Source organism: Micromonospora sp. NPDC003816, from assembly GCF_042874705.1.
Taxonomy (GTDB): Bacteria; Actinomycetota; Actinomycetes; order Mycobacteriales; family Micromonosporaceae; genus Micromonospora.
Genome location: NZ_JBIANP010000015.1, coordinates 33,751 through 57,624, shown reverse-complemented (window position 1 = coordinate 57,624; position 23,874 = coordinate 33,751). Strand labels below are relative to the sequence as shown.

Here is a 23,874-nt window from a genome sequence, read left to right as displayed (position 1 = left end):
AGCGCAAGACAGCGGTGCCGGGCGGCGCGTGAGGGCAGGGCGTCAGGGGCGCAGTGTCCGCAGCTCCGTCAGGTGTCGGGGCAGGTGGACGCGGGTGTGCAGGTCGATGACGCGACCCCAGGGCAACGGCTCGTCGACGACGAGGTCGAAACCCTCGCGCAGGTGCGTCTCCACCGGCGTGTCGGCCCCCGCGCCGAGCCGGGCCACCAGGGCGACCAGGCGATCGCTGCTGCGCCGGAGCCGGTCGGCCAGCCCGGCCAGGCCACCCGCCTCGGCGACCAACGCGTCCAGTTCCGGCCGGTGGATCTCGTCCAGCTCATAGAAGGCGTACGGGGAGCCGGCGAGCACCGCCTCGGTCGCCTCGCTCATCAGCTCGTCGCTGGTGACCAGGTGCGCCACGATCTGTTCGGCGCTGTAGCGGCCGGTCGGCGGCGGCCCGAACCCGCCCACGTCGATCTCGGTCAGCAGCGCGTCGTACGCCTGCCGCAACCCGTCGACCTCCACCCCGCCGAGCCTAGCGGCGACCGCGCCGTGACCGCAGGTAGTCGCTGACCACGTACTCGCCGAGGTCCTCGGTGTCCGGGGTGAAGACCCGGCCGCCGCTGCGCCGGGCCACCGCGTCCACGAAGCGGCGCAGCCCCGGATCGTCGCCGAGCATGAACAGGTTCAGCGTCGCGCCGTACCGGCCGATCCGGTCCACCTCGCGGATGGTCGCCTCGACGGTCTCCGGCAACGACGGCCAGTGGAACACCGCCTCGCCGTCGGCCGGGTCCAGGTGGGCGGTCGGCTCGCCGTCGGTCACCACCAGCACCACCGGTTCGGCGTCCGGGTGGCGGCGCAGGTGCCGGCCGGCGAGCCGCAGGGCGTGTTGCAGGTTGGTGCCCTGGGTCATGTCCGGCTCGGCGGCGGCCAACTCCTGCTGGGTCAGCGTCGCCGCCCGCCGACCGAACCCGATGATCTGGAGCGCGTCCTGCGGGAACCGGGTCGCCATCAGGTGGGCCAGCGCGAGGCCGGTCTGCTTCATCGGACCCCACCGGCCCTGCGAGATCATCGAGTACGACAGGTCCACGCAGAGCGCCACCGCCGCCGAGGCCCGTCGCTCGGTCTCGACCACCTCGAAGTCCTCGACGGCCAGGTGCAGCGGCACTCCGGGGCCGGCCCGGCGTACCGCCCGGGTCAGCGTCCGCACCACGTCGATGGGCTGCTCGTCGCCGTACCCCCAGGGTCGGGACGCGCCGGTGACCTCGCCGGCCGCGCCCGCCGACCGCAGGTCGTGCTCTCCCCGGGGCCCGGCGGTCAACTCGGCGAAGACCTGCCGCAACGCGGTGCCGCCGAGACGGCGCAGCGCCTTCGGACTCAGGGTCAGGCCCTCGGCGTCCCGGGTCACCCAGCCCTGCCGCCGCAGCTCCCGCTCCAGTTCCCGGAGTCGGCGTACGTCGTCGGCGGCGTCCCGGCCGAGGGTACGGGCCACCGACTCGACGTCGATGTCGTCCAGGGTCGCCCCCGGGTACTCCTGCCCCAACTGGTCCAGCAGGTCGTCCAGCTCGGCGATCTCGTCCAGCGCCCCCGTCGCCTCGCCGTAGCCGAGCGGCTGCTCACCGCGCATCCGCTCGCCCCGGCCCCAACGCAGGTCGGGGCGGAGCGCCCGCAGGTTGCCCTCCAGGTCGGCCAGTTCGCCGGCCAGCCGGTCGCCGAGCGACTGGCGCATCAGGCCGGCGAGTTCCTCCCGCTGCCGGTCGGAGAGCGAGTTCATCAGCCGTTGCCCGGCCGCCGACCGCCGGGCCAGCAGGTCGATCAGCTCGTCGACGTCGGCCGGACGTTCCGGGAAGAAGTCGCCGTGCCGGCGCATGAACTCGGCGAACGCGTCGGTCGTGTCCTCGGCGCGGGCGTGCCGGGCCAGCAGGGCGTTCAGGTCCCGCATCATCTCGACCAGCCGCTCCTGCACGGCCGGGTCGGCGGCCATCTGGGTCGAGGAGCGCAGCCCGGCGAAACGCTGGCCGAGTACGTCGTCCCGCAACCCGTCGAGGATCCGCTGGTAGGTCTGCCGGGCGTCCGCACTGGCCCACCGGTACTCGGAGAGTTCCCGCACCGCCTGGGCGGTGGAGCGGGGCAGGTCGTCCAGCATCGCCTCGGCGAACCGGGCCGCCTCGTCCGAGCGCCCGGACAACTCGTCCCGCTCGGCGGCGAGTGCCTGGTCCAGCAGGGCCTGTGCCCGGGTCACCGCACCGTCCAGGTCGCCCCGGCGCAGTGCCTCCCGCCGGAGCCGACGGGCGCGGGCGGTCAACGGGTCCAGTCCGCCCCGTTCCTGCGGTCCCCGACGCAGCAGCTCCCGCAACGCGTCCCGCAGGCTGCCGCCGGCCAGCACCTCCTGGCCGACCTGGTCCACCGCCGACTGCACGTCGTACGGCGGCGCCAGCGGATCGGGGCCACCCCGCCACTGCCCGTACCGGAACCGGTTGCCCGCCATGGTCAGTCCCGGCCGCCGTAGCGGGTCCGCCCCGAGTCGGTCACGTCCTTGTCCAACCGTCGACTCAGGTGCAGCCCTTCCAGCACGAACTCGACCGCCGCAGCGGCCTGCCCGGGGCTGGGCGCGTCACCGACGCCGAGCCGGTCGAGCACCTTGGCCAGCCCCGGCACGGTGCCCACCTGGCGCAGCAGCTCGGCCGCAGACACCAGTTCCCCGGTCTCGACGGTCTCGCCCTCCTCGACCAGCGTCGTGAACCCGGACAGGTCGAGCCCGGCCAGCCGGGCCCGGAACGTGTCGGCGGTGGCGGTGCGCAGCAGGTGGCCGAGGATCTCGATCTCGCGGCCCTCCTCGCCGCTCTCGAACTCGACCTTGCCGCGCAGGGTGGAGGTCACCGACACGGCGTCACCCACCCGCGCTACCGCGTCGAGCGCAAGGAAGGGCACCTTGTTAACGTCTGCGGTAGAGGAAGGGTCCCCTGCTAACACCTCACCCCGAGCGGCAGACGCACCCGACGCGGCAGCAGCGCCCGGCCCGGCAGACGTGCCCGCCGCGGTGGACTCGGCGGCCAGCAGGCCGGCCCGGCGCAGTGCGGCGGCGGCCACCGTCTCGGCGGCGGCGACGGCGAACCGGGCGGAGACGCCGGAGCGCGGGTCGACCGAGGGCGACTCGCGGACCGCGCGGGCGAACCGGGCGAGGACCTCCAGCACGTGTTCCGGCACCTCGGCGACCAGGTCGGCCTCCTGCCGGATCAGCTCCAGTTCCCGCTCCAGGTCGGTCGGGTAGTGGGTGCGGACCTCGGCGCCGAACCGGTCCTTGAGCGGGGTGATGATCCGCCCCCGGTTGGTGTAGTCCTCCGGGTTGGCGCTGGCGACCAGGAGCAGGTCCAGCGGGAGCCGGAGCTGGTAGCCACGGACCTGGATGTCCCGCTCCTCCAGCACGTTCAGCATCGCCACCTGGATGCGTTCGGCCAGGTCCGGCAGCTCGTTGACGGCGAAGATCCCCCGGTTGGTGCGCGGCACCAGCCCGAAGTGGATCGTCTCGGGGTCGCCGAGCGTACGGCCCTGGGCCAGCCGGATCGGGTCGACGTCACCGATCAGGTCACCGACGCTGGTGTCCGGGGTGGCCAGCTTCTCGCCGTACCGCATCGAGCGGTGCAGCCAGCCGATCGGCAGGTCGTCGCCGGACTCGGCGACCAGCGTCCGCGACGCCGGGGTGACCGGGTGCAGCGGGTGCTCGTTCAGCACCGACCCGGGGATCACCGGGGTCCACTCGTCCAACAGCGTCACCAGCGACCGGATGAGCCGGGTCTTGCCCTGGCCCCGCTCGCCGAGCAGCACCATGTCGTGCCCGGCCAGCAGCGCCCGCTCCACCTCCGGCAGCACCGTGTCGTCGTACCCGACGATGCCGGGGAAGCGTGGCGCGCCGCTGCGCATCCGGGCCAGCAGGTTGTCCCGCAGTTCCTGCTTGACGCTGCGGTACCGGTGGCCGGCGGCGCGCAGCGCACCGAGCGTGCCGGGCAGGTCGGCCGGTGGGACCGGGGTCATCGAGGTCGGTGCAGTCACCCGCCCAACGCTAGCGCGCTCGGGTGGCTTTCAGCTCTCCCCGTCGGATCCCCGGCTCAGCCGGGTGAGTGCGGCGTCGATGGCGGCCCGCTGCGACTCCTCGGAGTAGGTCTGCGGATCGACCGCTGCCAGCGCGTTCAGCCCTTCGACCACCGCGACCAGGCTGATCGCGGTCTCCGCGCTGGCGGCCGGCGGCCAGTCCGGGCGGACCTCGGCGACCAGGCCGCCGATGCGGTCCAGGAACCGCCGGTTGTAGGCGCGATGCAGGTCGGCGAGGACCGGGTCGGCCAGCGCGGCGGCGAGGAAGCCGACCCACACCCGCGCTTCCTCGCGCTTCTCCTCGGTCGGCGAGGCGGCCTGCCACAGCACGGCCCGCAGTGCCGCCCGGGGCGAGTCGGCGGCGGCTTCGACGGCGTCGGCGCGCTGGCCGGTACGACGGTGCAACAGCTCCCGGGCGTGCGCCAGCAGCGCCTGCTTGTCGGCGAAGGTGTGCAGCACCATGCCGGTGGTGCAGCCGGCCCGTGCCGCGACCGCGCGCAGGGTGAGGCCGGGCAGCCCCCGCTCGGCAAGCACCGACCAGGTGGCCGCCGAGAGGCGCTGTCGCTGGTCGGCGAGGTCCCGCCGTCTGGGCATCCGTCCCTCCCCTGGCCGTGGCCCGTTACCGTAGCGTACGTTACGGTAACGCTTGTTACGGAAACCGGAGAGGGAACGACGATGGTCTCCATCGACCACGAACCGTGGGGCTCGACCGACGCGACCCGCCTGCGCGCCGCGCAACGGGCCGAACTCGACGCCCGCTACGGCTGCGACGACCACGAGCCGGGGACGCCGCCGAGCGCCGAGACGATCAGCGTCTTCCTCGTCGCCCGCGACGCCACCGGCACCGCCGTGGGCTGCGGCGGCCTGCGCCTGCTCGGGCCCGACTCGGCCGAGATCAAGCGGATGTACGTGGTCCCGCCCGCCCGGGGCACCGGTGTGGCCGTCGCCGTCCTGCGCGCCCTGGAGGAGGCGGCCCGTCAGGCCGGCGTGCGCACCCTGCTGCTGGAGACCGGCACCGCCCAGCCCGACGCGCAGCGCTTCTACGAACGCGAGGGCTATCGGCGCATCGACAACTTCGGCCCGTACCACGGTGCGGCGCTCTCCGTCTGCTACGCCCGAGACCTGCCCTGAGCGAGCACCGCTCCCTGCCGCATCTCGCGAGGATCCGAGCCGCAGACGGGGCAGCTACCCTCCGTACCTGCGTCGGCAGTTCCCCTCTCTACCACTCCGGGCCCTTTGCTCTGCTTCAACCCACGCAATAGCGGCTGAGCAGGAGTGATCCACGGGCAGGGACCGACCGCAGAAGGACCGCCGACCACCGAGGGTGACTGCCGCGTCCGTTGAAGCAGAGCAAAGGGCACGGAGGGAAGGTCGGTGGCCGCCCCGGAGCGGGGCACCGGGAGCGGCAGAGGACCGGCAGCGGCCGAGGACCGGGCCGCCGGTGGGCCGGGCGGACGGTGGGCCGGTCAGCGGCCGGCGCGGGCCTTGATCATGCGTGGTACGGCGGCCAGGCCGGTCAGGGGGCGGAACGCCCGGGCGGCGTTGACCAGGGCGGCGTACTCGTCGTCGGTCAGGTCGATCTCGGCGGCGGCGGCGTTGCGCTCCATCTGCTCCACGCTGGACGCCCCGGGGATGGCCACCACGTTCGGGTGGCGCAGCACGTACGCCAGGGCGATCTGGCTCGGCGTGGCGTCGTGGGCGGCGGCCACCTGGCGCAGCGTCTCGATCAGGGCGGTGCCTCGGGCCAGGTTCTCCGGCAGGAAGTACGGGTTGGCCCGGCGGATCGCGCCGACCGGTGGGTGGTATGCGTCGTACCGCCCGGAGAGGAAACCCTGGGCCAGCGGGCTGTACGCGATGACGACCCGACCCGCCTGGGCCGCGTACGGCAACAGGTCCTGCTCCGGTTTGCGGTCCACCATGCTGTAGCGGACCTGGTTGCTCAGCACCCGGCGCCCCAGCACGGTCTCGGCCACCTGCCAGCGGCGCAGGCTGTAGTTGCTCACCCCGACCTCGCCGACCAGGCCGACGTCCTGCAACGCGCGCATGCCCCGCATGGTGGTGCCGTCGGCGACGAGCGGGTTGGGCGAGTGCACCTGGTACAGGTCGATGCTGCTGACGCCGAGCCGGGCCGCCGAGGCGACCGCCCGCTGCTGCACCACCGCCGCCACCGGCAGCACCGGAAAGATCTTGGTAGCCACGGTGACCTTGTCCCGGTCGGCGGCCAACGCGGCGCCGAGGATGCGCTCGCTGCGACCGAGGCCGTAGATCTCGGCGGTGTCGAAGACGGTCACTCCCAGCTCGACGGCACGCCGGACGATGTCCGCCGCCAACCGTTCGTAGTCGGGGCCGTAACCCCACTCCCGCGAACCGAACTGCCAGGTGCCGAGACCGATCTTGGACAGGGGCTTCGGGGTGTCGAGCTGCACGTAGCGCATGATGTCGACCGTACCCGCCGCGCTGTGCCCCGGCCGCCGGTCCGGCGGGCGAGGCCGCGCCGGGCGGTCACCAGGGGCGCGGGTTGGCCCGGTGGTTGCGGACCGTGCAGACGGGTCCCGGCGGTGGCCCGCCGCGCGAGCCGCGCAGCCACCGGACGATCGACACGAGCAGCAACGTGACCAGCAGGCCGCCCGCGACCAGCGGCCAGCGACGGCCGTCCAGGTAGGTGACCGCGGCGACGGGTACGTTCTCGGCGGCCTCGGTCCCCGCGTCGGCACCGGCGCCCGGCAGCGCGTCCGTGGTCTCCGGGGTGCCGCCGACCGCGCTGGCCGGTGTGGTACCGGGGCGGAGCGCGTCGACCGCCACGACGTCCACGTCCGAGCAGGAGTAGTAGGTGTCGGCGGTCTCCGAGTGCTGCCAGATCGTGTAGATCACGTGCCGGCCGCTGCGGTCCGTCGGCAGCCGGCCGGACATCAGGTACGTCCCGTCCCGCAGCGGCGGGTCGGTGATCCGCAGGAAGGGCAGCCTGTCCAGGTCCGCCCAGGTCAACGCCCTCGACGGGGTGTAGCCCGGCCGGGTCAGATAGAGCCGGAAGGTGCCCTTCTGGGCGGCGGTGGCGCGGTACTGGAAGGCGAACTCCGCGCCGGCGGTCAGCGGCGTCGCCGGCCAGTCGGTGCGCGGCAGGTCCAGCCCCCGGTACGCGGACAGGCCGCCGCTGCACAGCTCCCCGTCGGGGATCGTCTCCCGGTCCCGGCCGTCGACGCCGTACACCCGGACGTTGTCCCACTCGCGCAGCGCGGCGCCCTCCTTCTCCGCCGCCAGGCAGGCCGACGTGCCCACGTGCGGCCCGCCGGGCGCGCAGCCAGCCGAGCGGCTGACCGGGTACGTCGGGGCACCCTGCGCGGCGGCGGGCAGCGCACCGGTCGTCGTCCCGACGAGGGCGACCAACGCGACGACGACAACTCGACGTACGGCCATGATTTCGGACCTCCCACGCACCAGTACGGGCCGGAGGCGTCGAGAGTTCGATCTCTCCGGCCCGGATCGGCGGGCGGCCCGATCGACCGGCGTCAGGAGCGGTACGCGGCCACCGCCTTGGCGAACCGTTCCACCAGTTCACGGCAGTCGTCGGTGGAGACGGTCAGGTGCGGCAGCAGTGGCATCACGCCGCTCGCGTAGCTGGTCAGCAGCCCGTACTCGCGGCACACCCCGCGCAGGTTGTGCACGTCGCGCAACGACCAGAGTTGGCCGTCGGCGTCCCGCAGCTCCACGCCGAGCATCATGCCGATGCCACGGACCGCGCCGATGCGGGGATCCGCCTGCGAGGCGGCGTCCAGCATCTCGACCAGTTCGGCGCCGCGACGGCGGACCGCGGGGAGGAAACCGTCGGCGGTGAGGATGTCGAGCACCGCCAGGCCGGCCGCCGCGCCGATCGGGTGGCCGTCGGTGGTGGAGCCGTTGGGGAAGCCGAGCCGCACGGGCGGGTCGGCGAGGGCCTCGTAGATGTCGCTCGCCACGACGAGTGCGGCGAGCGGGAAGTAGCCGGCGCTCAGGCCCTTGCCGAGGACCAGCATGTCGGGGACCTCGGCGAGCCGCTCGACGTAGCTCATCGCGGCGACCCGGCCGGCACCGGTGGTCACCTCGTCGGCGATGGTGTGGATGCCCCGGCGACGGCACTCGACGATGAGCGTCTCCAGGTAGTGCTCCGGCGCGGGCAGGAACGAGGTGCCGGAGACCGGCTCGAACATGACCGCCGTCACCCGCTCCGCGCCGACCGACTCGATGGCGTCGAGGACCGGGCGTACGCACTCGCCGGTGCACGCGTCGGGGTCGCAGGTCACCGGCGGCGGCGTCGACACGTGCACCACGTGCCCGTCGATCGGGGCGGAGTAGTCGTGCAGGATCGGCTCGTCGGTCAGCGCCGTGGCCAGCGGTCCGGTCCCGTGGTACGCGTCGTGCAGCGCGATCACGGTGTGCCGGTCCGTCTCACCGGTCATCCGGCGGTAGAACCGGGACAGCATCGCCGCCGCCTCGGTCATCTGGCTGCCGGTGTTGCCGAAGCGTACGTGTCGCAGCGGCTGCGGCAGCAGCGCCACGAGCGCGGCAGCGTAGTCGACGGTGACCTGCGGCGGATGCTCGTAGCGCATCACGGTGCCGCTGGGCAGCACGTCGAGCTGACGGGTCATCGCCTGCTTCACCGTCTCGCACGAGTACCCCAGCGTGACGTTCCACATCGACGAGCGGGCGTCCAGGTAGCGCCGCCCGGCGGCGTCCTCCAGGTGGCTGCCGGCGCCGCTGACCAGGAACAGGTCGGGGCCGTTCTCCCGCAGGTGGGGGCCCATCGGCGTGAGGCCGTGCCAGACCGCGTACTCGCTGTTCGTCATGGTCATCTCCGCGGGGTGAGGGGGGCCGGGGTGTCGAGTGCCGCGCGGACGATGCGGTCCGCGTCGGGGAGCAGGCCGTCGAGCAGCGCCGGGCTCACCGGCGCGGGCACCGGGACGCCGGTGAGCAGCTCGACGTGCTCGGGGCGGGCGGCGCCGGTGCGTACCAAGTGATAGGCCAGATCGGTGAGGACGGACCCGGCCCGGGGCTGTTCGTCCACCAGGATCACCGGCCGGTCGGGCACCACCATCGCGGCGACGCCGTCCCGGTCCAGGGGCGCCGCCGTCCGCAGGTCGACCACCCGGGCCTGGACGCCGTGCTCCGCCAGCCGTCGTGCAGCCAGCAGACTCTCGATGACCGTGTTGCCGATCCCGACCAGCGTCAGGTCGTCACCGGGCCGGGCCAGCCCGGCGACGCCGAACGGCAGCGGGGCCGCCGACGGCTCGGGCTCGGGCAGGTCGGTCCAGGTGGGGGTGAACAGGCGCGGGGACTCCAGCAGGACGACCGGGTCGGGGTGCCGCAACGCGGTCCGCAGCAGGCCGCCGACGGCGTTCGGCGAGCCGGGTACGGCGACGACCAGGCCGGGGATCTGGCTGAGCAGGCCGTACGGCACGTGTTCGTGCTGCGCGCCGAGGTGCTCGCCGCCCTGGGTGACGCCCCGGATCACCAGCGGCACCGAGAACTGGCCGTCGCTCATGTACCGCCAGGTGGTGACCTGGTTGACCAGTTGGTCGAAGGCGCTGAACAGGAAGGCCGCCCGGTGGACGGTGAACAGCACCCGCCGACCCACCAGGGCCATGCCCAGCGCCATGCCGAGCATCGCGTTCTCCGCGATCGGCATCCGGACCATCCGCTCGGGGCCGTACTGCGCGACCAGGTCCTCCTGCTGGAAGGTGCTGAAGTGGCTCAGCGTCGGCTGCTCGGTGAACGCCTCCCGGACCGCCTCACCGATCGGGTGCCGGCGGCTCACCGGCCCGCCCCGATCAGGTCCCCGGTGACGGTCACGCCGGTGGTCGCGGTCGCCGGATCCGGCTCCTCGGCGTCCAGCGCCGCCTGCAGCAGCGCGTCGACCTCGGCGGCCACCTCGGCGTGCAGGGCGGCCAGGTCGGCCGTGAGCCGTCCGGCGGCGACGGTCAGTGGATCGCGTTCCGCCCACCGTCGCCGTTCCTCCTCGGGCCGGTACTGCGGCGGCGGATGCTGCCCGAGTTGGGTGTGGAAGTCGCGCAGGTAGGTGTGCGCCACGACGACCTGCGGTCCGGTGCCGGCACGGCAGGCCGCCAACGCGGTGTCGGCCGCGTCGTGCACCGCCTCGACGTCGTTGCCGTCGACCTCGACGTACGGCAGCTTCAACCCGGCGACGAGTTCGACGGGGCTGAGATGGCGTACCAGGGCACTCGCCGTCTGGTCCTGCCAGCCGTTGTCCTCGCAGACCACCAGCAGCGGCAGCCGCTGGGCGGCGGCGATGGTGAGGGTCTCGTACGCGCCGCCGGCACCGAGCGCGCCGTCACCGCAGAAGACCAGTACGGCCCGCCCGTCACCGTCGAGCCGGGCGGCCATCGCGGCACCGGCGGCGATCGGGAGTTGGGCGGCGACGATCGACGTCGAGCCGAGCAGACGGTGGTCCCGGTCGGCGAGGTGCATCGAGCCGGACTTGCCGCCGCACAGACCACCGCTGCGGCCGAGCACCTCGCGCATCACCCGGTCGGGCGGGCAACCGGCGGCGAGGGCGTGCCCGTGGCAGCGGTAGAAGCTGACCACCCACTCGGCGGGGTCCCGGGCGCCCAGCACACCGACGGCGACCGCCTCCTGGCCGGTGTACGGATGGATCGCGCCGGGCACCAGGCCCTGTTCCGCGCACCGCAGCAGGCTTTCCTCGAAGAGTCGGATGGTGAGCATGTCACGGTAGGCGGACAACAGGTCCATGGTGCTTCCCGTCGTTGGCTTCTCAGCGAGTGCGGTCCCGGGCGGAGATCGCAGAACGCGGTGCGCCAAACGTGATGCCGGTTCAACTTTCGGGTCGGCGAGGTGCGGCGTCAACGGCTGGCTCCGAGGATGGCGCGATGCTGCCAACCTGGTCGCCGCCGTCGGAATCGTCGATTGGCGAGATCGTGCCATCTTCCGGGCCGGACAGGTCCGTACCGGTGCCGCGCAGGCTGCTCACGCAGCCGCCGAGCAGCGCGGCGGAGGCGAACAGGATCAGCGTGGGCACCAGTCCCCACCACTGCGCCAGGGCTCCGCCGAGCAGTGCGCCGACCGGGATCGCGAAGGTCGTCGCGGCCCGCCCGAGGGCGATCACCCGGCCGAGTTGGTGAGTGGGCACCAGCGACTGCTGGAGGGTGGTGGTCGCGATGAACCAGACGGTGGCGCAGAACGAGAAGATCGCCTCGTAGACCACGAGCGTGACGAAGGGCGGGGCGACGGTGGCGGCCGGGATGAGGAACAGCGCGGCACCGGCCAGCGGGGCGAACACCGGCACCACCCGGGTCATGCCCAGCCGGCGGATGACCCGGCCCGCCACCGTGACGGCCAGCATGGACACCATGCTGCTGACCACGTAGGTGATCCCGATCAGCCCGGGTGACAGGTGCAGGTGCTGGTAGGCGTAGACGAGATAGAGGGCACCGAGCGCCGAGCCGCCGAAGTTGAGGGCCGCCGCCGTCACCGCCACCCGCACCAGGACCGGGCGCTGACGCATCGCGGCCACGCCCTCGCGCAGTTGGTCGAGCAGTCCGGCCTTCGCACCCGCGGAGGTGGCGGCGGGGTCGGTGCGGGGGCCGATCCGCAGCCGGGCGTACGCGACCACGCTGACCAGCCGGGCCAGCGCGTCGACGCCCATCGCGGCGGCGGCGCCGGCCACCTGGATCAGCCAGCCGGCCAGGGCGGGCCCGGCCACCTGCCCGACCGACCGCGCCCCGGCCATCGCCGAGTTCGCCTGGACCAGCCGCTCCGCCGGCACCAGGCGGGGTATCGAGGCCTGGAGGCCGATGGTGACCAGGGCACCCAGGCCACCGGCGACGACCGCGGCCACGGCCAGCATCGGGATGGTGAGCACGTCCAGCAGAGCGGCGACCGGCACCGTGGCCACCACGGCCGCGTAGCCGAGACTCCCACCGACGAGCAGGCGGCGCGGCGAGCGGGTCCGGTCGACCACCACCCCGAGCATCGGGGACGCGAGGGCATGCGTGCCGAACTCGATCGCGAACAACGCGCTGGCCACCAGCGGCGACGCTCCCAGGTGGAGGATCGCCAGCGTGGGCAGCGCCAGCGCGGTGATCTCGGTGCCGACGACACCGGCCCCGTGCGCCGCGACCAGCGGGCCCAGACCCTCCACCCGGCGCCGTAGCCGCCCCAGTCCCGCAGTCATCAGCGCAGGGTATGCCGCCCGGGTGGCAGGTCCGTGCCACCGCCCGACGGGCACCTTGACCATGGTTCACACCGCCGTTACCGTGGCGCCAAGCTCCGGGCGGAGAAGTGGCTGGTAGCACCGGCCGCAGGCAGGACATGAGGCGCGTGGCCGGTCCCAGCCGAACCCACGGGTTCGCCGCCGGATCGCCCTGCCAGACGTGAGGCCGAGATCCCTTCCCCTGTCGGTAGTGGAGCTGGTCATGGCACTCATTCGTCACGATGAACTCGACAGCGACGCCGTCGCGTACCGCGTCTTCGGTGTGACCCGGGACAAGAAGGCCTGGCGCGCGAGCGACATCATCGGCGACGGACTGCGCCGCAAGGACTGGGACCGCACCGAGATCGCCTGGCGGGCCGCCTCGCGCGGGTACTACGCCGAGCAGGCCGGACTGGTCGCCGCCGCCACGCTGGCGGCGAACACCGAGGACGCGCCGTTCCGCTTCAGCCTGGCCCTGGCCACCGCCGACGAGGCACGCCACGCGGACGCCTTCTACCAGTACGCCCGCGCGATCGGCGGCGACGTCGAGCCGGACGCGCAGGAGACGATGGAACCGCTCGACGAGATGCTGCTGAGCCTGCCGCACATGGGTCGGGCGCTGGTCCACACGATCCTGGAGGGGCTCGCGTCGGACGAGTTCATCCTCTTCAGCGAGATCTTCGCCGGTGACCCGCTCGCTCGCCTGTACGAGGCGGTGCGGACCGACGAGATGCAGCACATCGCCATCGGGCTGAACTATCTCTCCCGGGTCTCCGCCACCCCGGCCGGCGCCGAACTCTGGCGCGCGCACGGCCAGGAGTGGCACGACATCGGCTTCGACATCACGGCGCTGAACAGCATCGCGACGTCGTGCGCCACGTTGACCGGCCGCGACCCCGAGAAGGTGCGGTCCTGGTTCGTCCGGCGGCACCGGGCCCGACTGCGGGCCGCCGGTCTGTCCTTCCTCGACCTCGAAGGAGGTGAACGTAAATGAAGATCAAGAAGGTGGCGATCAAGAAGGTCACGCACGGCTCCTGCAAGTACGCCGTCATCCTGTGAAACACAGGTGACTGATCCGGTGGTCCGGGTGGGGTGACCCGCCCGGACCACCGGTAGCCCGCGCTGCCCACCCAGTTCCTGCCACCCGCGCCGGATCCCGGAGACGAGACGATGACCATCTGCCTCGCGGCCATGCCGTGGCAGTCCCTGGACTGCCCGTCGCTGCCCATCGGACTACTGAAGGCCGTCACCGTCGCCGCCGGCCGACCGGAGCCACTCAGCTACCACGGCGGCATCCGGTGGGCCGAGTACCTGCTTGAGGCCTCCGGCGGCGAACTGGGACCGCCGGAGTACACCGAGGTCGCGGAGGAGGGGCTGTTCCACGGGCTCGGCGACTGGGTGTTCGCCGGTGTGTTGCGCGGCGACGACGCGTTCGGTGTGCCGGAGTTGCGCCGCTACGCCGAGGACCGTGGCCTCGACATCGACCGGGTCACCCGGATGCGCGAGTACGCCGCCGGCTTCGTCGAGGTCGCGGCCCGCGAGATCCTCGCCACCGAACCGACCCTGGTCGGCTTCACCACGACGTTCATGCAGAACGCGCCGAGCCTCGCCACCGCCAAGCGGATCAAGGAGCTGGCTCCGCACGTGCCCATCGTGCTCGGCGGCGGCAACTGCGACGGGATGATGGGCGCCGCGATCCACGAGAACTTCCCCTTCGTCGACTACGTCGTCCGCGGCGAGGGCGAGATCGCCTTCCCCGCCCTGCTCGACGCGCTGGACGGCCGGATAGCCCTGGCCGCCGTACCCGGGCTGTGCTGGCGTGACCAGGACGGCCGGCACGACAACCCGCAGGGAAAGCTGATCCCGCCGGCCCTGATGCCGGTGCCGGACTACGACGACTGGTTCGCGCTCATCGCCGAGTCGCCGGTCGGCGAGTACGTGGAGCCGAAGCTGGTGCTGGAGAGCGCCCGGGGCTGCTGGTGGGGCGAGAAGCACCACTGCACCTTCTGCGGCCTGAACGGCACCGGCATGCAGTTCCGGGCCAAGGCGCCGGAGACGGTCATCGAGGAGCTGACCTCGCTGGTCCGCCGGCACCAGACGCTGGACGCGATCATGGTCGACAACATCATCGACAACCGCTACTACCGTGACCTGCTGCCCAGCGTGGCCGCGCTCGACTGGGACCTGCGCATCCACTACGAGGTCAAGTCGAACCTGCGCCCGGACGAGATCACCGTGTTGCGGCAGGCCGGCGTCACCCACGTGCAGCCGGGCATCGAGTCGCTGGTCAGCCCGGTCCTCAAGCTGATGGACAAGGGCGTCACCGGGGTACGCAACGTCCGCACGCTGCGCGACTGCGAGGCCGCCTCGCTGACCGTCTCCTGGAGCTGGCTCTACGGATTCCCGACCGAGTCCACCGCCGACTACGAGGCGGTCCTGCGGCAACTACCGGCACTGGTGCACCTGCAACCACCGGCCGGTGCCGCCCGGATCCTGCTGGAGCGCTTCAGCCCGTACTTCGAGAACCCGCTGCTGGGGTTCCCGAACCGCCGGCCCGCCAGGATGTACGACCACGTCTACGCACTCGCGCCGGAACAGCTGACCGACATGGTCTATCTGTTCGACACCGATCCGGCCGGGCTCTCCGAGACCGACGCCGAGGGGCTGCACAAGCTCATCGGGATCTGGATCGACGCGTACCCGTCCAGCTCGCTGCGGATCCTGCACGCCGACGACGAGGAGATCGTGATCGAGGACCGGCGGGTCGGCTGGCCGGAGCAGGACCACCGGATCACCGGGGCCGGGTTCGTGGCCGCGTACCGCGAGTTGGAGAACGGGCGGACCGCGAAGGCCCTGGCCGCCCGGGTCGCCGAGTACGGCCTGCCCCCGGAGGAGTTGCAGGACTGGTTGGCGAAGCTGGCCGGTGACGGGCTGCTCTTCACCGAGCAGGGCCACTGGATCTCCCTGGCCACCCCCACCGAACCGTTGAAGGTGAGCTGATCCCATGACGACGGCGACGAGCGCGGTGATCGCCTTCGACGCACTGCGGACGGACCCGGCGGCGTACAGCCTGCTCGCGGTCGAGCTGCCCGAGCCGTTGCGGTTCGGGCAGTCCCCGGCGCAGGACCTCGACCTGCTGCGGCTGCTCCGTGCGGTCACCAGCCACGCGGTGCGGCTGCGGTGGACGCTGAGCGGTCGTCCGTCGTTCCCGCTGCACACCTACTCGCACCTGTTGCCACCGTGCCTCGGCGTGGAGCTGGACGACGTCACCCACACGGTGGCGTGGGCGCGGGACTACCGTTACGGGTCGTTCTACTACCGCCGGGGGCCCGGGATCGTCACGATCAAGGACGTCCGGCCCGGCCAGCCGGCCTCGCGGATGGTGATCGAGGACGGTGCCGACCGGTTCGAAATTCTCGCCGAGTCGGCGGACGGCCGCCCGGAGGCCGACGACGCGGAGCTGGTCGCTGACGCGGTCGAGGCAGGTCTGGCCGTCGAAGCCGACGGCCGCACGCTCGTACTCCCGTTCCGGATGCGGCACTGGCCGGTGCCATACCTGGCGGTCTGATCAGACCAGGCCGCGCCGCGCGGCATGGACACCGGCCTGGAATCGGGTGTTGGCGTCGAGCCGGTGCATCATGTCGGACACCCGCCGGGCAAAGGTCCGCCGGCTCATGTGCAACGTCGCCGCGGCCTGGTCGTCGGTGAGTCCGTCGCCGAGCGCGCGGATCAGCTCCTCGCCCTCGTCGACCCGGGCGGTCGTGGTGCGGGCGGCCCGGGTGCGCTGCACCGCGGTGTCCCACATCAGGCCGAACACCGTGGCCATCGAGTCACCCATCACCACGCTGCGGATCCGCGTGAGCCGGCCGTTGCACGGGTTCACCGGATCCTGGTGGGGCAGATAGACCACGGCCCGGTCCCGCACCACGAGGAAGTAGGGCAGGTCCACCGGGGCCGGCAGGGCGATCCCGTCCCGGGCGAGGGCGGCCACCGGCTCGGCCGGCGACTCCCGGCCGGGCGTGAAGAGCAGGCGGACCGTCAGGTTGCGGGCCCGTAGCTCGCCGAACACCTCCGCCGGCAGCGGCATCTGACCGGGTACGGGCGCCACGACCAGGAGTTCGGTCCGGGTGAGGTCGGTCAACTCGGCGCTGAGCAGCAGGGCGCTGATGTCGGCGCTGAGTACGCGCCGATCCTGATAAGCAGCCCGCTGGACGAGGTTTCTATCAGTAATGGTGGAACGGACGGGTATTGAGCTTGGGCTATCGTATATCACCTTATATGCCCATCGATAACGGCACGCGTCACCGACCGACCATCGGCCGGCACGGTCCTGCTGCATTTCCACCGGACCACGGAGAGTGAAAGTCGGACCCTCCGCCGCCCATTCAGAGCGGGTGTCGGACGCCGCGCGACCGGACGATGATCACAGCTCCCACTGCCGGATCACCTCCCAGCCGTCGAGTCGCTCGGCGGCCCGTACACAAAGATCAGCCAGACTCAGTTCGGCGGATCTCATGTCACAGATAGCGACATAGGCCCCTATCCACATCAAACCCGCTCGTTCTATAACCTTGACGTGTTCGACCCGATCGCCGTCCACACGACAGCCGAGAATCAGGTCCCTTAGCCGTTCGGGCGTCAGCGGCGTCCGTGCCGTCGTCACCGGAATGAGCGTTACGGCTGACAGCTGCACGTTTCCATCCAATGTGTCGTAGACATCCCCCCGCCAACACACCCCCACGTTCAGCGAACGGCATCCGCGACCTAGCGCAGCGGCATTCCCCAGGAGTACCCGGCGGTCGGCCCGTCGGTTTTGGGAACCCGGTCTCCGAGCACCGGAGCGGAGGCGCTGACCACGAGAGCCAGGGCGGCAAGGGCGAACTTCATGCGACGAGACATACGGCGTCTTTCCTTCCCGAATCAGGCAACCTGCCTAACGGTTTCCCCGATTACCGCGTCGGCGAAGCCAGTCTCTTGCGACGCCCGGATACGGTCAACAAGATCGAAGTGACGGGATCGCGCCAGGCGGGTTCACGTCAGCGTGGCAGGATCTTGCCAGCCGTCTTTGCCATCTGACAATCTCTTTCCCGGCACGCCACCGGTCAGGCACGGAGTACTAGTGGAAGGGAGCAGCGTGTTCAGCACCCTGGGCATATCGACCACCGCAGAGGCCGTTTACATGACCATGTTGCGCCAGTCGACCTGGGGGGTCGCCGAGATCGCCGAGTCCCTACGCATCGACGCGCGGCAGGTGCACGACGCACTCGACGAGCTGATCGAACTCGCTCTGGTCCGCGAGTCGCCCGTCAGCCCCGGCAAGATCACGCCGACCAGTCCCAAGGTCGGTCTCGCGGCGCTGCTCGCCCGCGCCAAGGCGGACATCGCCCAACAGCAGTACGAGATCGAGGCGACCCAGGCGGCCATCGACGCGCTCTCCGAGGCGCACCACGTCGACCAGCCCGACCAGCAGGACCAACTGATCCAGATCGTGCAGCTCGACTCGGTGCGCCAACGCCTCCAGCAACTCGCCCGGCTGACGCAGGTGGAGTGCCTCTCGTTCAACCCGGGCGGGGCGCACCGGCCGGACGCGATGGCCGCCAGCAAGCCGGTCAACCAGGAGGCCCTGGAGCGGGGCGTGACCATCAAGTCGATCTATCAGGAGAGTTTCCGGAACGACCCGGACACGCTGGCCTACGCCCGCTGGTTCAACAACCTCGGCGGCGAGACCCGCTGCCTGCCGGTGGTGCTGTTCCAGATGATCATCGTGGACCGTCGGATCGCCCTGTTGCCGGTCGACCCCACCGACGCCCGCAAGGGCGCCGTCGAGATCCACAATCCGGGCGTCACCGCCGCCCTCAGTGCGCTGTTCGACCACGCCTGGTCCACCGCGACACCGTTCGGCGCCGCCGCGAACGCCGACGAGAACGGGTTGGAACCGACCGAGCGGCAGTTGCTCCAACTCCTCGGTGACGGCTACACCGACGAGGCCACCGCCCGCAAACTCGGCCTGTCGGTCCGCACCGTGCAACGGATGATGTCCGACCTGACCACCCGGTTGGGCGCGGAGAGCCGTTTCCAGGCCGGCGCCAACGCGGTGCGGCAACGCTGGCTGTGATCCGGTCCGCGCCCCGCCCCGGGAGGTCCCGCGACGCGGGACCACGGGGCGAGGGCGCGGCGGGTCACACCGACGGTTCGCAGATGAGCCAGTCGCCGTCCTCGCGGAGCATCGACACCAGCCGTGCCTGGGTGGTGCCGTCGGCGTAGCTGACGCTGACCCCGACCGTGCCGGTGGTCTTCCACGGCAGGCCGTTGACCCGCAGCTCACCGGTCATCTCGTGGAAGCTGGGCAGCCGCGCCTCGGCCGCCGAGGTGAACGCCTCCCGGGACTGGTCGGCGCGTACGTCGGCGCAGAGCGACCCGTACGCGTCGTCGAAGCGCCGCTCCTCCAACGCACGGTAGTAGTCGTCCACCACGTCCTTGGCGACACCACCACTGCGGGCCGTCAGGAACACGGCCGACCCCGCTCCGGCGAGCACCAGCAACACGACCGCACCGATCACCACCAGCAACACCGTCTTCCTGGTCTGTTCCGACTCCTGCTTCCTCATGCCGGCACTCCGCTCCGCGTCGTCCCCTGCTCCCTGCGACCGGCACCGCCCTGCGTGCCGCCCCCGGGCGCGTCTGCCTCGATGATCTGCTCACTCCGTTCGCTCGTGTCGGCGCCGAACACGGCGGTGGTCGCGCCGGCGGTCTCCGCGCCGTCGATCACCAACTCCTGCCCGGTCAGGAAGCTCGCCTCCGGGGAGGCGAGATAGTGGAACGCCGCCGCGATCTCGTCCGGTGACGCGTGCCGTCCGGCAGGGATCTTCGCGTTCACCTCGTCGAGCATCGCCGGCGTGTACTCGGCCAACTGCATCGGCGTGAGCACCGCACCCGGGCTGACGCAGGCGACCCGGATCCACGGGCTCAGCTCCAGGGCGAACGTGCGGCACAGCGCCACGATGCCGGCCTTGGTCGCGTTGTAGTCGGCGTAGAGCGGGTATCCGCGCGCGCCGTTGACCGATGCGGTGGCCAGCAGGACGCCGGCCCGCTGCCGCACCATCACCCGGGCCGCCGCCTGCCACAGTCCGAGCACGCCCAGCAGGTTGACGTCGATGACGCGGCGCGCGTCGGCCTCGGACAGGTCCAGCACCCCGTGCCGCACGCTGATGCCGGCATTGGCGATCACCACGTCGATCGGGGCGGTCTCGGCGACCTGAGTGACCGCGTCGCGGACCGCCGACCAGTCCGCGACGTCGGTCTCGATCCACTGCACCGCCGGGTTCTGCGGATCGGCGGGGGCCTGCACGTCCAGGTTGAACACCCGGTCCCCGCCCGCGGCGAACCGTTGGGCCGTGGCCCAGCCGATGCCGCTGGAGGCACCGGAGATGATTACCGTCCGCATCGAACTCTCCCAGTTCTCGTTGGGTCGTGGGGGGGGGGGGGGGGGGGGCCCCCCCCCCCCCGGCCCCGGCCCCCCCCCCCCCCCCCCCCCCCCCCCCCCCCCCCCCCCCCCCCCCCCGGGGGGGGGGGGGGGGGGGGGGGGGGGGGCGCCCCCCCCCACCACCGGTGTTCCCGGTCAGACCAGCACCCGGCCGCCCGCCGGCGACCCGCTGCCCGACCGCAGGTTGCGGCTGACCGTCAACTTCTTGAGCCACCGATCGGTCCCGTCGTACCGGGCCCGGAACGACTTGCGGCCGTGCACCGCCTGGTAGTTGTCGACGATGAGCAGCGTGCCGCGCTCCACCACCACGTCGTGCTGGTGGGCGAGCAACTGCGAGTGCAGCGCGTCCAGCGCCCGCCGGGCGGCCGCGTCGTCGTCACCGCCCACGCACCGCATGAACGGCAGGTCGATCCGCAGGTACGGCCGGGACGGATCGCCGAACAGCACGGCGACCGGATCCGGGTCGTCCCGCATCCGCTCGACCAGCTTGAGGGCCGGATGGTCCGGCTGGCTCAGGGTGAGCTGACGGATGTGCTCGTCGTCGGGAAGGATGTGATAGCGCGGCTGCCGCAGCACCTCGACGTCGGCCGGGTCCAGGTCCAGTTCCCGGACCGACGCCACCGTGGTGGCCACCTTGTCCTCGTTGCGGACGCCGAACAGCAGCAGGTAGTCGCAGCGGCTCGGGTGGAAGGCGTCCTCGGTGTGGAACTCCAGCAACGCCTCGCTGCCGTGACCGTTCTGCCGCACCTCGTCACCGGCGATCGGCACGATGTTCTGGATGAGCCGCCCGCCCTGGAGGGTGGTCCAGGTGAACGGATCCCCCAGCGCCATGCCGCACAGCGCCATGAACACCTCGACCTCGGTGACGTGGCTGCCGCGCCGCTCGGCGTCCCAGTGCGTCGGCGTCGGCCCGACCTGCCCGTCGTCGACCGGGAAGCCGAGCACCGAGCAGGCCGCGGCCGGCTCGCCGTGCCGGAACTCGTCCAGGAACTCCCAGAGACCGGCCGGCAGGTGCCGCACCGCGTACCGGTGGCGGTCGTAGAAGTCCGGCTGCCGGGGGTCCACGTCGGGCGTCGCGCGTACGGTCTCGCTGATCGCACGCAACGCCGTCAGATCGGCGTCGCTGAGCTGGTATCGGGGCCAGTCGGTGGTCACCGGGACGCTCCGGAGTCCGCCGCCATCGCCCGGGCGAGGCTCGCCGGCCGCATGTCCGCCCAGGTGATCTCGACGAAGGCGAGGCAGTCGTCGCGCCCGGCCGGGCCGTGCGCCACCGACCAGCCGTCGGGCACCGGGTTCGACTCGGGCCACAGGGAGTACTGCGCTTCGGCGTTGACCAGCACCAGGTATGTGCCGTCCGGCCGGTCGAACGGGTTGGACATCTCAGGCGCTCCTGGGGGCCGACGGGACCAGCTCGAAGAGGATCCCGGACGGAGGCGCGGCGACGTGACGCTCGCGGACCAGGTCCCACCCGGCTGCCTCGAACGCCTCCAACCACTCCTCCCGACTGGGGATGTAGACGCCCATCAGGGCGTGGATCAGCTCGAAGCCGAGGGTGAAGATGGTGGTCGTCTCCGGGCTGGCCGGACCCGGGGTACGGACCACGTCGCAGAGCATCAGTCGCTTGACGTTCGGGAACGCCCGGCGCAGGTTGGCCAGCCCGTCGACGCACCGCTGCATCGGCCAGAAGTCGTGGCCCATGAAGACGCAGGTCACCACCTCCACGTCGGCGAAGACCTCGGTGGGCTCCAGGGCCAGCACGTCACCCTGGACGATGTGGACGCGACCCTCCAGGCCCGCGTCGGCCACCGACTTCTCGGCCAGTTCCACCGAGCCCCGGGCGATGTCGACGCCGACCGCGCTCACCGACGGGTCGCGCTGGGCGATCCGGATCAGGCGCTGCCCGGAGCCGCAGCCGAGGTCGGCGATCACGGCGAAGTCGAGCCCGGTGACGATCTCGTCGAAGAGCGGTTCCACCTCGCTGTCGCCGATCAGCCGGGAGCCGATCGCCACGGCCCGCATGTCGCGGTGGTAGAAGTCGCCCGTCCGCTGTTCGGGTGCGGCGACGTCCGGGGCGATGGAGAACAGTTCGCCGCACCCCTTGACCACCCAGTAGAAGTAGCCCCGGGCGGCGTAGACGTCGGCGAAGCCCGGCCCGGTCCGGTACCGGTCCCCGTCGGCCTCGACCACCTTCGCCCAGACCAGCGTGTCCAGCAGCCCCCGGACCACGCCGTGGTCGAGGCGGTTGCCGGCGGCCGTGGCCACGTCCGTGCCGCCCTCGGCGTGCAACAGGTCGAGCAGGCCGATCTGGTGGCTGGCGGAGATCGCCGAGGTGACCACATAGGACGAGAAGAGGCTCGCGGCTGCTCCGACCGTGTACGAGGGAGCGTCCGCAGAATTAGTCTCGACGATGGTGTCGGTCATTGTTTCCTCCTTAGCGGATTTGTGGCGCCGCCGGAGACGACTCAGCCCACAACGCGTCCATCGTCTCGTGTGAGATGTGCCGTTCCAGATCGGTGGTGGCGGCGTAACCCATATTGATGATCGTCCGTACTCCCCCGGTGATCGGATAGACCCTGTGCAAGGTGGTGTCGGTGCGCATCAGATAGAGGTCACCGGGCACGAAGGAGGCCGAATAGGTCGGGCCGGCCAGGAAGGCCCGGTGGATCTCCGGGTTCTCCTTGTTCCACGTCGTCCCCGGCACGCACTGCACGAAGCCGCCGTGCTCGACCGCCGGGCACTCGATGATCCAGACCAGCGCGAAGGCGTAGTCGTCCCAGTGCCAGCCGTGCGTGTCCCCGCTCTCCTCGAGCCGGGTGATCACGTACTGCTCCGGCTCGTACGGGCAGGGCAGCACGGCTTCGCCGGCCACCTTCGAGAGCAGCGCGAGCAGGGCCTCGGACTGGTACACCGCCGGGATGACCGTGCTGCGCTCGGCCACCTCGTCCCGTCGCACGTTGCGCATCCGGCGCAGGGTGTTGCCGGTCGCGGCGAACCGCAGGTCGCGTCGGACACCGGCCTCGCCGACCAGGTTCAGCACCTCGGTCGCGACGGTCTCCTTCAACTCCTCCGGAACGACGAAGGACACTTTTGTGAAACCGAACTTCGCGAGGTGCTCACGTGCCTCGGTCAGCTGTTCCGAGCTGACCTCGTGCGCCGCGAGTTTCGCGAGGGGATCCACCACAGAAGCTTCCACAGTTACCTCCTATTCGCTTCTCTTACGCCGTTTTCGCCCATGCCCGAGCCACCGGTCGCGGCGCGGACAACGCACTTTCATCGCGTCGAACATGCGGAAGGAACACGGTCACGCCACGGTTGACCGGAAGAACTCGACGAGCAGGGCGTTGACGGCGTCCGGCCGTTCCAGATAACCGAAGTGCCCGCACCGGGCGACCTCGGTGAACCGGGCGCCGGGGATCGCCTCGGCGACCTCCCGACCGAGATGCGGCGGAGTCACCAGGTCGTCGGCGAAGCCGACCACCAGAGTGCCGTCCGTCGGCGGTGTGACGGCCCGGTACGCGTCGAGCCGGTCCGCCATCCGTTCCAGTTCGGTCTGGGCCTCGGCCACCTCCAGAGAGGGCGGGAAGAACTCCATCAGGTCCAGCCAGGAGCGGGCCTGCTTCTCGTCGTTGAGCGTGTGCGGGGACAGGCTCTGGATCAGCCGCCACACGGCGTACGCCTGCGGCGGCAGCGTCGCCTCCCCCAGCGCGATGGCCGCCTCCGCCGTGGCGAGCGCGCCCCGGAACGTGTCGGTCCGGCCCCGCGTCGCCATCAGCACCGCCTGCCGCACCAGGTCCGGCCGGGTGACCATCACCTCCTGCACCACGTGCGCGCCCATAGACGTGCCGACCAGCCGGGCCCGGCCGCCGCAGATTCGCTCGACCAGGGCGACGACGTCGCCGACGAGGTCTTCCACGGTCGGCTTCGCCGCGCCCGGCGGCACCGGCGCGACGCCACGGTTGTCGAAGGTGACGACCCGGTACCCGGCCGCCACCAGCGCCGGCACCTGGTGCAGCTGCCACACGCTGCCCGGGCTACCGGTCCCCATCACCAGGACGACGGGTTCCCCGGTGCCGCGCTCGGCATAGCTGATCTTCGTGCCGTTGGCCACGACGAGTGGCATGAC

General features: G+C 71.7%; 24 protein-coding genes. 5 read left to right on the top strand and 19 right to left on the bottom strand.

Annotated features, from left to right (window positions below; translation table 11 throughout):
* Positions 1-42 precede the first annotated feature (42 nt).
* From ACFYTT_RS28755 to ACFYTT_RS28740, 4 genes are read right to left on the bottom strand one after another with little or no spacing between them, the layout of a single operon-like run.
* Complete coding sequence (locus ACFYTT_RS28755) at positions 43-504, bottom strand: hypothetical protein (protein WP_387263869.1); 462 nt, start codon at positions 502-504, stop codon at positions 43-45.
* 10 nt (positions 505-514) lie between these two features.
* Entirely contained in the window at positions 515-2,467 is a 1,953-nt protein-coding gene (locus ACFYTT_RS28750) for a VWA domain-containing protein (RefSeq protein ID WP_387263866.1), read from the bottom strand.
* Between the two features lie 2 nt (positions 2,468-2,469).
* On the bottom strand, positions 2,470-4,011 hold the full coding sequence (locus ACFYTT_RS28745) for a magnesium chelatase (protein WP_387263946.1): 1,542 nt from the start codon (positions 4,009-4,011) through the stop codon (positions 2,470-2,472).
* A 48-nt stretch (positions 4,012-4,059) separates the two neighbouring features.
* Positions 4,060-4,662 carry a TetR family transcriptional regulator C-terminal domain-containing protein gene (locus ACFYTT_RS28740; RefSeq protein WP_357218500.1) on the bottom strand — a complete coding sequence of 201 codons (603 nt, stop codon included), beginning with the start codon at positions 4,660-4,662 and terminating at the stop codon, positions 4,060-4,062.
* 81 nt (positions 4,663-4,743) lie between these two features.
* On the opposite strand from ACFYTT_RS28740, the gene ACFYTT_RS28735 reads away from it, so the two are divergent.
* The gene (locus ACFYTT_RS28735; RefSeq protein ID WP_131051470.1) at positions 4,744-5,199 is read left to right on the top strand and encodes a GNAT family N-acetyltransferase; all 456 of its coding nucleotides are present in this window, start codon (positions 4,744-4,746) and stop codon (positions 5,197-5,199) included.
* Positions 5,200-5,534: 335 nt separating this feature from the next.
* Here the strand turns inward: ACFYTT_RS28735 and ACFYTT_RS28730 are convergent, their stop codons facing one another.
* From ACFYTT_RS28730 to ACFYTT_RS28705, 6 genes are all read right to left on the bottom strand, one after another.
* The gene (locus ACFYTT_RS28730; protein ID WP_357218494.1) at positions 5,535-6,503 is read right to left on the bottom strand and encodes an aldo/keto reductase; all 969 of its coding nucleotides are present in this window, start codon (positions 6,501-6,503) and stop codon (positions 5,535-5,537) included.
* 67 nt (positions 6,504-6,570) lie between these two features.
* The gene (locus ACFYTT_RS28725; RefSeq protein WP_131051468.1) at positions 6,571-7,482 is read right to left on the bottom strand and encodes a lytic polysaccharide monooxygenase; all 912 of its coding nucleotides are present in this window, start codon (positions 7,480-7,482) and stop codon (positions 6,571-6,573) included.
* A 92-nt stretch (positions 7,483-7,574) separates the two neighbouring features.
* Entirely contained in the window at positions 7,575-8,888 is a 1,314-nt protein-coding gene (locus tag ACFYTT_RS28720) for an aspartate aminotransferase family protein (RefSeq protein ID WP_387263861.1), read from the bottom strand.
* Between the two features lie 2 nt (positions 8,889-8,890).
* Positions 8,891-9,856, bottom strand: coding sequence for an alpha-ketoacid dehydrogenase subunit beta (locus ACFYTT_RS28715; protein WP_176092796.1), 966 nt, complete (start codon positions 9,854-9,856; stop codon positions 8,891-8,893).
* Entirely contained in the window at positions 9,853-10,800 is a 948-nt protein-coding gene (locus tag ACFYTT_RS28710; RefSeq protein WP_387263859.1) for a thiamine pyrophosphate-dependent dehydrogenase E1 component subunit alpha, read from the bottom strand. The genes ACFYTT_RS28715 and ACFYTT_RS28710 overlap by 4 nt, the downstream gene beginning before the upstream one ends.
* A gap of 91 nt (positions 10,801-10,891) precedes the next feature.
* Complete coding sequence (locus tag ACFYTT_RS28705; protein ID WP_387263856.1) at positions 10,892-12,250, bottom strand: MFS transporter; 1,359 nt, start codon at positions 12,248-12,250, stop codon at positions 10,892-10,894.
* 241 nt (positions 12,251-12,491) lie between these two features.
* Here ACFYTT_RS28705 and ACFYTT_RS28700 point away from each other — a divergent pair, with 241 nt between their 5' ends.
* The 3 genes from ACFYTT_RS28700 to ACFYTT_RS28690 all read left to right on the top strand — a co-directional run bounded on the left by ACFYTT_RS28700 (position 12,492) and on the right by ACFYTT_RS28690 (position 15,836).
* Positions 12,492-13,262 carry a ferritin-like domain-containing protein gene (locus ACFYTT_RS28700; protein WP_131051463.1) on the top strand — a complete coding sequence of 257 codons (771 nt, stop codon included), beginning with the start codon at positions 12,492-12,494 and terminating at the stop codon, positions 13,260-13,262.
* A gap of 176 nt (positions 13,263-13,438) precedes the next feature.
* Positions 13,439-15,268, top strand: coding sequence for a RiPP maturation radical SAM C-methyltransferase (locus tag ACFYTT_RS28695; protein ID WP_176092794.1), 1,830 nt, complete (start codon positions 13,439-13,441; stop codon positions 15,266-15,268).
* Positions 15,269-15,272: 4 nt separating this feature from the next.
* Entirely contained in the window at positions 15,273-15,836 is a 564-nt protein-coding gene (locus tag ACFYTT_RS28690) for a DUF5825 family protein (RefSeq protein WP_131051461.1), read from the top strand.
* Here ACFYTT_RS28690 and ACFYTT_RS28685 read toward each other — a convergent pair whose 3' ends face one another.
* The gene (locus ACFYTT_RS28685) at positions 15,837-16,541 is read right to left on the bottom strand and encodes a hypothetical protein (RefSeq protein WP_357218482.1); all 705 of its coding nucleotides are present in this window, start codon (positions 16,539-16,541) and stop codon (positions 15,837-15,839) included.
* Between the two features lie 491 nt (positions 16,542-17,032).
* Positions 17,033-17,155, bottom strand: coding sequence for a hypothetical protein (locus ACFYTT_RS28680; protein ID WP_255446594.1), 123 nt, complete (start codon positions 17,153-17,155; stop codon positions 17,033-17,035).
* Positions 17,156-17,402: 247 nt separating this feature from the next.
* On the opposite strand from ACFYTT_RS28680, the gene ACFYTT_RS28675 reads away from it, so the two are divergent.
* On the top strand, positions 17,403-18,383 hold the full coding sequence (locus ACFYTT_RS28675) for a helix-turn-helix transcriptional regulator (RefSeq protein ID WP_131051459.1): 981 nt from the start codon (positions 17,403-17,405) through the stop codon (positions 18,381-18,383).
* Positions 18,384-18,447: 64 nt separating this feature from the next.
* On the opposite strand, the gene ACFYTT_RS28670 is transcribed toward ACFYTT_RS28675, so the two are convergent.
* The 7 genes from ACFYTT_RS28670 to ACFYTT_RS28640 form a co-directional block, all read right to left on the bottom strand.
* Positions 18,448-18,876 carry a hypothetical protein gene (locus ACFYTT_RS28670; RefSeq protein WP_387263851.1) on the bottom strand — a complete coding sequence of 143 codons (429 nt, stop codon included), beginning with the start codon at positions 18,874-18,876 and terminating at the stop codon, positions 18,448-18,450.
* Positions 18,873-19,712: an SDR family NAD(P)-dependent oxidoreductase gene (locus tag ACFYTT_RS28665; RefSeq protein WP_131051457.1), complete on the bottom strand. Its 840-nt coding sequence runs from the start codon at positions 19,710-19,712 to the stop codon at positions 18,873-18,875. Before ACFYTT_RS28665 ends, ACFYTT_RS28670 begins: the two co-directional genes overlap by 4 nt.
* Positions 19,713-19,886: 174 nt before the next feature.
* On the bottom strand, positions 19,887-20,906 hold the full coding sequence (gene gntD, locus ACFYTT_RS28660) for a guanitoxin biosynthesis L-enduracididine beta-hydroxylase GntD (protein WP_387263847.1): 1,020 nt from the start codon (positions 20,904-20,906) through the stop codon (positions 19,887-19,889).
* Positions 20,903-21,130 (bottom strand): MbtH family protein, encoded by a 228-nt coding sequence (locus ACFYTT_RS28655; protein WP_131051455.1) that lies wholly within the window; start codon positions 21,128-21,130, stop codon positions 20,903-20,905. Before ACFYTT_RS28655 ends, gntD begins: the two co-directional genes overlap by 4 nt.
* A gap of 1 nt (position 21,131) precedes the next feature.
* Entirely contained in the window at positions 21,132-22,172 is a 1,041-nt protein-coding gene (locus tag ACFYTT_RS28650; RefSeq protein ID WP_176092789.1) for a class I SAM-dependent methyltransferase, read from the bottom strand.
* Positions 22,173-22,182: 10 nt separating this feature from the next.
* Positions 22,183-22,929 carry a hypothetical protein gene (locus ACFYTT_RS28645; RefSeq protein WP_131051453.1) on the bottom strand — a complete coding sequence of 249 codons (747 nt, stop codon included), beginning with the start codon at positions 22,927-22,929 and terminating at the stop codon, positions 22,183-22,185.
* Positions 22,930-23,052: 123 nt separating this feature from the next.
* Positions 23,053-23,871, bottom strand: a complete 819-nt coding sequence (locus tag ACFYTT_RS28640; RefSeq protein ID WP_387263842.1) for an alpha/beta fold hydrolase — start codon at positions 23,869-23,871, stop codon at positions 23,053-23,055.
* Between the last annotated feature and the right edge of the window lie 3 nt (positions 23,872-23,874).

Coding starts and splice junctions, on each gene's coding strand:
- ACFYTT_RS28750 (WP_387263866.1), bottom strand. CDS start 2,467: ATGGCGGGCAACCGGTTCCGGTACGGGCAGTGGCGGGGTGGCCCCGAT.
- ACFYTT_RS28745 (WP_387263946.1), bottom strand. CDS start 4,011: ATGACCCCGGTCCCACCGGCCGACCTGCCCGGCACGCTCGGTGCGCTG.
- ACFYTT_RS28740 (WP_357218500.1), bottom strand. CDS start 4,662: ATGCCCAGACGGCGGGACCTCGCCGACCAGCGACAGCGCCTCTCGGCG.
- ACFYTT_RS28735 (WP_131051470.1), top strand. CDS start 4,744: ATGGTCTCCATCGACCACGAACCGTGGGGCTCGACCGACGCGACCCGC.
- ACFYTT_RS28730 (WP_357218494.1), bottom strand. CDS start 6,503: ATGCGCTACGTGCAGCTCGACACCCCGAAGCCCCTGTCCAAGATCGGT.
- ACFYTT_RS28725 (WP_131051468.1), bottom strand. CDS start 7,482: ATGGCCGTACGTCGAGTTGTCGTCGTCGCGTTGGTCGCCCTCGTCGGG.
- ACFYTT_RS28720 (WP_387263861.1), bottom strand. CDS start 8,888: ATGACGAACAGCGAGTACGCGGTCTGGCACGGCCTCACGCCGATGGGC.
- ACFYTT_RS28705 (WP_387263856.1), bottom strand. CDS start 12,250: ATGACTGCGGGACTGGGGCGGCTACGGCGCCGGGTGGAGGGTCTGGGC.
- ACFYTT_RS28700 (WP_131051463.1), top strand. CDS start 12,492: ATGGCACTCATTCGTCACGATGAACTCGACAGCGACGCCGTCGCGTAC.
- ACFYTT_RS28695 (WP_176092794.1), top strand. CDS start 13,439: ATGACCATCTGCCTCGCGGCCATGCCGTGGCAGTCCCTGGACTGCCCG.
- ACFYTT_RS28690 (WP_131051461.1), top strand. CDS start 15,273: ATGACGACGGCGACGAGCGCGGTGATCGCCTTCGACGCACTGCGGACG.
- ACFYTT_RS28680 (WP_255446594.1), bottom strand. CDS start 17,155: ATGAAGTTCGCCCTTGCCGCCCTGGCTCTCGTGGTCAGCGCCTCCGCT.
- ACFYTT_RS28670 (WP_387263851.1), bottom strand. CDS start 18,876: ATGAGGAAGCAGGAGTCGGAACAGACCAGGAAGACGGTGTTGCTGGTG.
- ACFYTT_RS28665 (WP_131051457.1), bottom strand. CDS start 19,712: ATGCGGACGGTAATCATCTCCGGTGCCTCCAGCGGCATCGGCTGGGCC.
- ACFYTT_RS28655 (WP_131051455.1), bottom strand. CDS start 21,130: ATGTCCAACCCGTTCGACCGGCCGGACGGCACATACCTGGTGCTGGTC.
- ACFYTT_RS28650 (WP_176092789.1), bottom strand. CDS start 22,172: ATGACCGACACCATCGTCGAGACTAATTCTGCGGACGCTCCCTCGTAC.
- ACFYTT_RS28640 (WP_387263842.1), bottom strand. CDS start 23,871: ATGCCACTCGTCGTGGCCAACGGCACGAAGATCAGCTATGCCGAGCGC.